The following is a 7,282-nucleotide window of genomic DNA, read 5'->3' on the forward strand; positions in this document are numbered from 1 at the left end:
CGTTAGCAGCGTATGCAATTAATGACCAGGCCCGCCGCTGGCCGCGCGGACCGTCGCCCGGTACGGCACGGTGGGAAGACGTGTGACACCCGCCCGCAGGAGAGGAGCACCCGCATGACCGACCACACCTACCGGGTCACCGAGATCGTCGGCAGCTCGCCCGAGGGCGTCGACCAGGCCGTACGCAATGCCATCGCCCGCGCCTCGCAGACCCTGCGCAATCTGGACTGGTTCGAGGTCACCCAGGTCAGGGGCCGGATCGAGAACGGGCGGATCGAGCACTACCAGGTCGGTCTGAAGGTGGGCTTCCGGCTGGAGGACGGCGAGTAGCGCGGCTCCTGTCAGGTGCACGGCCCCTCTCAGGTGCGCCCCTCCCGCTCCTGGGCGTCCCGCAGCGCGGCGGAGGGGGACGCCCAGCGGGCACGGACGACGGTGAATCCCGCCTCCTCGGCGTCCTGGCAGACGAGTTCGTCGTCGTCGACGAGCACACGGACTTCACGATCCCCGGCCAGCTCGCGCAGCCGTTCCAGCTTGGTGACGCGGGCGGGCCTGCGGTCGCCGTCGGACCTCATGTACAGCCGCCCTGCGGGCAGCCCGTGGGCGGCGAGCCAGTCGAGCGTGTCACGCCGGCAGCGCGCGGGCCGTCCGGTCAGATAGACGAGCTCGCACTCCTCGGCGGTCCGCAGCGCGAGCGTGATCCCCTCGGCCAGCGGCGGATCCTGCGGCGCGGCGGCGAAGAACGCCTCCCAGTCGCGCGGTCTCCGCTCCAGAAAACGCTGCCGGTGCGCGGTGTCGGCGAGGGTGTTGTCGAGATCGAAGACGGCGACCGGCCTGCTGCTGTTCGTCACCGGCCCACTCTACGGAGCTCCCGCGGCAGCGGAGCGTACGGCCCCCGGCCGGCCGCACGGATACCGGAGGCACTCCGGGGGCGGGCACGCCCTCCCCGTACGCGCGTGCAGCGGTCGTATGACCCGGACGGCGCAGTGCCGGAAACGAGCCGTCCGGCGGGCTCCACTCACCTGGTTCCGCACTGAGTCACGACAGATTCTCGTACAGCAGTGGTATATGACCCACTTATGGCCAAACCTCACGTTGCGGACCGCATGCCGATAACGCAGGGTCAAGGTGTGAGCGCACTCTCGCCCGCCCCCGCCGCCGAACAGGCCGGGGGCCCAGATCGTCGCGTCCGCCTTCCCTTCCGAACCCGGCTCCTGCCCGGTGCCGCACCGGCCCTCGCCCTGTTCACCGCGATCCGTCTCACAGGAATCGCGGCGATCGCTCTGGCGAACCACTACATGGGCCACCCGCTGCTCAAGGGCCTGGCCCACTCGTGGGACTCCCGCTGGTACCTGCACATCGCCCAGCACGGCTACGGCACCCAGACCCACGTCCTGGCCTCAACCGGCGCCGTGCAACGCGACTGGGCGTTCTTCCCGCTGTATCCAGCGCTCATCCGTGCCGTCTGCGCCGTCCTGCCCATCACTCCGGGCGCCGCCGCTCTGCTGATCGCCTGGAGCGCCGCGGTGGTGGCCGCGTACGGGATCTACACGATCGGCTACCGCCTGTACGGCCGAGCGGTCGCGACCGCACTCGTCGGTGTGTGGGCCGCCATGCCCCACTCCGTCGTCCTCGACATCGCCTACACGGAGCCCCTGCTCACCGCGTTCGCCGCCTGGTCCCTGTACGCCGTGCTGACCAGGCGCTGGCTGTGGGCCGGTGTGCTGGCCGCGCTCGCGGGCCTGTCCCGGCCCACCGGCTTCGCCGTGGCCGCCGCGGTGGGCGCCGTGGCGATCCAGGAGATCGTCAGACGGCGCGGCCGCGTGCCCGCCGGACTGTGGGTCGGCACCGCGATCGCACCCCTCGGCTGGGTGGGCTTCGTCCTGTGGGTGGGTGCGCGCACGGGTGATCTGTTCGGCGGCTACTTCACGGTGCAGCGCGCCTGGGACTCCCGCTTCGACTTCGGCGTCGGCTCCCTGCACTTCCTCAAGGGCCTGCTGGCCCACGGCGGCCGGGCCGTCTATCCGCTGGCCCTGGTCATCGTCGTGGCGGCCGTCCTGCTGTTCTGTCTGCTGTGCCTCGACGGCGCCCCTCTGGCGCTGATCGTCTACGCGGGCGTGCTCGTGCTGATCACGGTCGGCGGCTCCGGCCCGTACGCGTCGAAGCCGCGCTTCCTGCTGCCCGCCTTCCCCCTGCTGATCCCGCTCGCACACGGCCTCGCGCGCAGCTGGCGGCTGCGCCCCAAACACGCCCTGCTGATCGGGGCCACCCTCGCCGTCGCCTCCGTGGCCTACGGCACCTATCTGCTGACCGCCGGCCACACCCCGCTGTGAGACCGGCGACCACCGTCAGGGCCTGACGGCGACCACGCCGAACCGGGGCCACGGCGCCGAACCGGCTCCCCAGGCGGGCGCAGGAGACAGGGCCCGGGGTGAGGGCCTCCAGGCCGTCGGGGAAGGACATGGCCTCCTCCCGGCCGGGCGGTGAACGGCGGGCCCGGGGGAACTTCCGCGCCGTCGTCTCGGTCCTGTCAGGGCGGGTACTCGGGGCGATGCCGGAACTTCCTGAGGAGATGACTCGGATGCTGTTCCTCGGACTGCTCCTCCTCGCGGCCACCGTCGCCTTCACCGCTCTGGTGATCGCAGGCAACCTCTCCGGCGGCCCCGAGTACACCGTGTCCGTCCTCGATCACCACATCGCCACCATGAACACCCTTGCCGTGTTCGCCTCCGGACTCGCCCTGGCCCTCGTGTTCTGTCTGGGCCTGGCCACCGCGGTGAACGCGGCGACGCACCGCCACGGCATGCGGCCGCCGCGGGCACGCCACAGCGCCCCGGTCGAGCGGGCGGGACCCGACACCCGGCTGTGAGGCGCCGCCTCAGTGGTTGGGATCGGCCCTGCTGATGTCCGCGAGAGCGGACCGCGGGTCGTCCACTGCGGCGAGGTCGCCGAGACTGACGATGCCGACCGGGCATCCGCCGCTCTCGACGACGGGGAGCCTGCGCACGGCATGCCGGCGCATCAGCTCGACGGCGTGGTCGGTGCTGTCGTCGGGCGAGAGGGTGATGACGGGTGGACGGGTGCACACCGAGCCCGCGGTCACGGTGTTCGGGTCGCGGTCCCCGGCCACGGCCCGGACCACGATGTCGCGGTCGGTGAGCACGCCGAACAGGTCGCGGTCGTAGGTCACCAGGACGTCGCCGACGTCCTGCTCGCGCATCAGACGGGCCACGCGGGCCACCGGCGTCATCGGCTCGACGGCGACCGCACCCTGGTGCATCACGTCACGTACCTGCCTGCTCATGGGAACCTCCCGGATCGTCTCGTGTGTGTACGACCGGCTCCTCACCCTTCCGGGTGCGGTTCGGCGGCGCGCCAGCCGGTCCAGCGGCGCACGTCGACCACGATCACCGGCCCGTCCGGGGGCGTCTCCCGGTACTGGGGGTATTTCCGGGTCAGCAGGGCCAGGGCCGCCTCGTACTCCTCACGGTCCTGCTCCGTGGACGCACCGGGCGGCACCGTGCGTGCGCCGCCATCGGCCCGTACCCACCACAGACGCTCCCAGTCCTCGTCGTACACGTCGGCCAGCAGACAGACGGCCGGCTGGACGGCGATGTTGTGCAGCCGCTTCAACCGCTGGGACCGCTTGGGCTTGCGGTCGACGGCCAGGACGATCCCGTCGTCGCCGCGCCCTGCGAACACCACCGGTACGAGGTGGGGCAAGCCCGCGGAGTCCACGGTCGCAAGGCGCGCCACCCGGGCGTCGGTGAACCGTCGCCGTGCCTCGTCCTCGGGCATCCGTGGCATTCTCCGCCCCTCCTTCCGGTACATCGGCGGCAGGCGTCCCCGGGTACCCGGCGTCCGGTCCCCTACACGATCACCGTGCCCCTCTCTCCCTCGCGCACACCGCGGCCCGAGTCCGGATGTCGGGTCCGGGGCGGCGCGGCAGACTGGAAGGACAGATCCGTGCTTCACGGGCCGTCCGGTAAGGAGGCCGTCGTGGAATTCGACGTGATCGTGGAGATCCCCCAGGGATCGCGCAACAAGTACGAGATGGACCACGAACTGCGCCGCCTCCGCCTGGACCGGATGCTGTTCACGTCCACTCGGTATCCGGCCGACTACGGTTATATCGACCACACTCTGGGCCGGGACGGCGATCCGCTGGACGCCCTCGTCATGGTCGGCGATCCCACCTTCCCCGGCTGTGTGATCGAGTGCCGGGCGGTCGGCATGTTCGTGATGAGGGACGAGAAGGGGCCCGACGAGAAGGTCCTCTGCGTCCCCGCGCACGATCCGCGCTACGCCTCCCTGCAGGACATCGGCGACGTACCCACCTTCGACCGGCTGGAGATCACCCACTTCTTCGAGGTCTACAAGGACCTGGAGCCCGGCAAGTCGGTCGAGGGTTCCCACTGGGAGGGACGCGACCGGACGTACGCGGAGATCGACGCCGCCCGCCGCCGCGCCGGCGAGCGGGGTGGCAGCGCGCCATGACGGCCGGTCCCCACTCCGCCTCCGAGACGTTCACCTTGGTCTGCGGGGACTGCGGGCGCATCCGGGACGCGGTCTTCCGGGCCGTGTTCTTCACCGATCAGGCCGGGTCGACGTCGCAGGCCTATGTCGACGAGCGGGGCCGGGTGCTCAGGTCGCCGCCGGCGGACACGGGTCTGCCCCGGCTGCGGCGGCAGCGGGGTGCGCCCCCTGCCTCCGGGCCTCGCGGCGCGGGCGCACGCCGCCGAACACGCCGTCCACGACCGCTGTGGACGTCACGACCGCGCATCGCATCCGCGGCACTTTCCGGCCCACGGCACAGGCCGGAGGACGGCGGGAGCCCACCGTCCGTCTGAACGATGGGGACGGTGCCCGACTCCCCTTCCCCGGGCAGGCGTTGCTCACCGGGCCGCCGGCGCGACGCCCCACGGGGCGTGGACCGGGGCGGTGCGACGCCGACCGACGGCTGTTCAGCCGTGGGCGCCTTGCCGGGCGCGGGGAAGCACCGTGACACGGCGGAAATTGCATTCCTGGCGCGGGAGTGCCTCCGACGGGGGACGGGCCTGGTGGGCATGCAGCGCCACGCTCACCAGGCTCAGCAGCAGGTCGACATCGGTGTCACAGTCCAGGTGCACGGTCACCCAGGGCGAGCCGGGCACCATGCGGATGGCACTCGACCCGGCGAGGTCGCCGGAGAAGCGCCCCAGGGCTCCACTGGTCAGATGCAGGTCCGCCTCGTGGTCGGTGTGGAAGTGGACGATCTCGCTGTACCGGGAGCGGAGAGCCCGCCCGGTACCGCAACTGGCAGGCTCCGCCGTGAGGTCGGGCCAGGCCTTGAGTCGCTCCAGGGCGCGCTGGGCCAGAGTCATGAGCCCATCGTCGCCTTCTCACTCCCCGGACACCAGAGGTTGATGGTTCCGTAACCGGGACGTGAGGTTACCGACCGTGACAGCGCGGTCCGTGCGCCAGGCGGTCGGTGGCCCCGGCTGACGCGGGGAGGCGGACCGGGGCCCCTCACCGACGCTACACCGGTCCATGTCGCCCCTCACAGACCCGATGACGGGATAATGATGCCCAACCAGGCGACGCTGACGCGTTGTTGACGCCATGTTGGGTCCTGGAGACGCGCAGGTAGCCGGTCTCCTCGCTCCGGGTCTCTCTCAAGGCCTCATGAAGCAGGAGTCGACGGCTCCGAATATCTCCGGGACCGCCGGCTCTCATGGGGCCCTGCGCCCTGGAGGTCGGCGTAGGCCGGGGAGATGCCGGGTCCAGGCCGGAGCCGGAGGAGGTCACCGCGTCCGCGGGAACGCGGTCGGCGGGCTGTCACCCGCACTCTGCGACCTTGACGCCGCCTTGACGTACGGCGTGACGCGGGTGAAGCGGAAAGCGCTGCGCCGGCGTCAAAAAGCGCCGGGAGCACGTCAGCGTCGTATCAAGACACCTCTCATCCGGCTCCCCCGTTGTCTACCGTCGGCGGTATGGAAGGCCGCGACCATGCGCGACACGAGGTGGCCGGCGCGCCCGCGGCGGAACCCGGCCGGGCGGTGTCGGACCGCCGCTTCACGAAGGAGCTGCACAGCGCGGTCCGCTGCGCGGCCGCGCTTCTCGCAATGCTGCTCCTGATCGACTGGGGTGCGGGCGACGCGTCCCCGTGGCGCGCCGCCCTGTGGTGCGTGCTGTCCCTGTCGCTCTTCGTGGTGCTGTGCCCGCGGCGGATCACCGCGGGCGAGGGCTGGCTGGCCTCCCGCGGACTGCTGGGCACCCAGCGGGTGCGCACCGACCTGCTGGTGTCGGTGCGCTGTCTGGACGGCGTCTCCCACCGGCTCGTGTTCCGGGACGCCCTGGGCGGCCGGGTCGAGCTCGACCCCCAGACGCTGGTGGACAATCCCGATCTGTGGCACCGCCTGTACGAGGACGCGCGCACCTCGGCGGAGCTGGGCTGCCTGACGTGTGGGGAGACCGCGCTGCGTCGCGTCCAGCAGCGGGTCGACCGGGAGACCGCCCTGACCGTGTTCAAGGTGTCGGGGCTGGAATAGCGGCGTGGAAGGTGTCGGGACCGGTACCGCGGCGGTCGGTGCCGGACCGGCGGGGCGGCTCGTGGCTCGCGGGGGGCCACGGGCAGCCGGCGTACGCGTCAGCCCTCGTGCGCCGGTCCGACCGTGTCGAGTGCCACGCCCGCCTGGTCGGCCGGGGTCACCGCGACCAGTCGCGCCTGAATTCGACGGGCCCGTCCGGCCGTCACAGCCCGGCTGCCGATACCGGCCGACGGGAATCCGCGAAAGCGGTCCCGACGGCCTCGCGGCCCTCGGCGGCGATCGCCAGGATCGGGTCGACCTGACGCTTCGTGTTCGCTCCGGCGGAGACAGCCCGCCGGCGGTGTGCGCCACGATTACCCGACCTCGCGATGTGACGCGTTCCTGATGTCGGCTTGATACCCCATTGACGCCGGTCCGGCGGTTCTTAACGCAAGCTTGACGCGGCGGCCCGCCTCATCCGTGGGCCGAGGCGTCACTCTCTGTTTACGCTGGTGCGGCCGTCCGTGTGACGGTCGAGACCCTCACCGAGCCGTACACCAGGAGAGCACGCCGATGGCCACCACCGAACACCCACCTGCGAGCCGATTGCGGGCGTGGATGCTGGAGGGGCTGTCCGACATGGGCAAGGCCTCCGATACGGCCGCGCAGCCCGAGCCCACCCACAAGGGCCAGCGCTGGTGGCGGGTGATGTGCCTGACCGGTGTCGACTACTTCTCCACCCTCGGCTACCAGCCGGGCATCGCCGCCCTCGCCGC

General features: G+C 71.6%; 9 protein-coding genes and 1 pseudogene. 6 read left to right on the forward strand and 4 right to left on the reverse strand.

What is annotated here, in order from left to right:
* Positions 1–114: 114 nt before the first annotated feature.
* Positions 115–330, forward strand: a complete 216-nt coding sequence (locus ACIP94_RS25940) for a dodecin (RefSeq protein ID WP_402430227.1) — start codon at positions 115–117, stop codon at positions 328–330.
* 29 nt (positions 331–359) lie between these two features.
* Here ACIP94_RS25940 and ACIP94_RS25945 read toward each other — a convergent pair whose 3' ends face one another.
* Positions 360–848: a hypothetical protein gene (locus ACIP94_RS25945; protein ID WP_402430230.1), complete on the reverse strand. Its 489-nt coding sequence runs from the start codon at positions 846–848 to the stop codon at positions 360–362.
* Between the two features lie 255 nt (positions 849–1,103).
* Here ACIP94_RS25945 and ACIP94_RS25950 point away from each other — a divergent pair, with 255 nt between their 5' ends.
* Together ACIP94_RS25950 and ACIP94_RS25955 are read left to right on the forward strand one after the other, a co-directional pair.
* On the forward strand, positions 1,104–2,330 hold the full coding sequence (locus ACIP94_RS25950; RefSeq protein WP_402430233.1) for a hypothetical protein: 1,227 nt from the start codon (positions 1,104–1,106) through the stop codon (positions 2,328–2,330).
* A 248-nt stretch (positions 2,331–2,578) separates the two neighbouring features.
* Complete coding sequence (locus tag ACIP94_RS25955; protein ID WP_402430236.1) at positions 2,579–2,866, forward strand: hypothetical protein; 288 nt, start codon at positions 2,579–2,581, stop codon at positions 2,864–2,866.
* A 9-nt stretch (positions 2,867–2,875) separates the two neighbouring features.
* On the opposite strand, the gene ACIP94_RS25960 is transcribed toward ACIP94_RS25955, so the two are convergent.
* Both ACIP94_RS25960 and ACIP94_RS25965 read right to left on the reverse strand, forming a co-directional pair.
* On the reverse strand, positions 2,876–3,301 hold the full coding sequence (locus ACIP94_RS25960) for a CBS domain-containing protein (protein ID WP_402430239.1): 426 nt from the start codon (positions 3,299–3,301) through the stop codon (positions 2,876–2,878).
* Between the two features lie 41 nt (positions 3,302–3,342).
* Entirely contained in the window at positions 3,343–3,804 is a 462-nt protein-coding gene (locus tag ACIP94_RS25965; protein WP_402430243.1) for a TIGR03668 family PPOX class F420-dependent oxidoreductase, read from the reverse strand.
* Between the two features lie 192 nt (positions 3,805–3,996).
* Here ACIP94_RS25965 and ACIP94_RS25970 point away from each other — a divergent pair, with 192 nt between their 5' ends.
* Positions 3,997–4,494, forward strand: a complete 498-nt coding sequence (locus tag ACIP94_RS25970) for an inorganic diphosphatase (protein ID WP_402430246.1) — start codon at positions 3,997–3,999, stop codon at positions 4,492–4,494.
* A gap of 467 nt (positions 4,495–4,961) precedes the next feature.
* Here ACIP94_RS25970 and ACIP94_RS25975 read toward each other — a convergent pair whose 3' ends face one another.
* Positions 4,962–5,360 (reverse strand): luciferase family protein, encoded by a 399-nt coding sequence (locus ACIP94_RS25975; RefSeq protein WP_402430249.1) that lies wholly within the window; start codon positions 5,358–5,360, stop codon positions 4,962–4,964.
* A gap of 609 nt (positions 5,361–5,969) precedes the next feature.
* On the opposite strand from ACIP94_RS25975, the gene ACIP94_RS25980 reads away from it, so the two are divergent.
* Together ACIP94_RS25980 and ACIP94_RS25985 are read left to right on the forward strand one after the other, a co-directional pair.
* A complete protein-coding gene (locus ACIP94_RS25980; RefSeq protein ID WP_402430252.1) occupies positions 5,970–6,527 on the forward strand; it encodes a hypothetical protein in 558 nt (185 codons plus the stop codon).
* Positions 6,528–7,079: 552 nt separating this feature from the next.
* Positions 7,080–7,282: pseudogene (locus ACIP94_RS25985) on the forward strand (amino acid transporter); the annotation flags it as partial.

The sequence above is a fragment of the Streptomyces sp. NPDC093261 genome (assembly GCF_044753645.1).
Classification (GTDB): Bacteria; Actinomycetota; Actinomycetes; order Streptomycetales; family Streptomycetaceae; genus Streptomyces.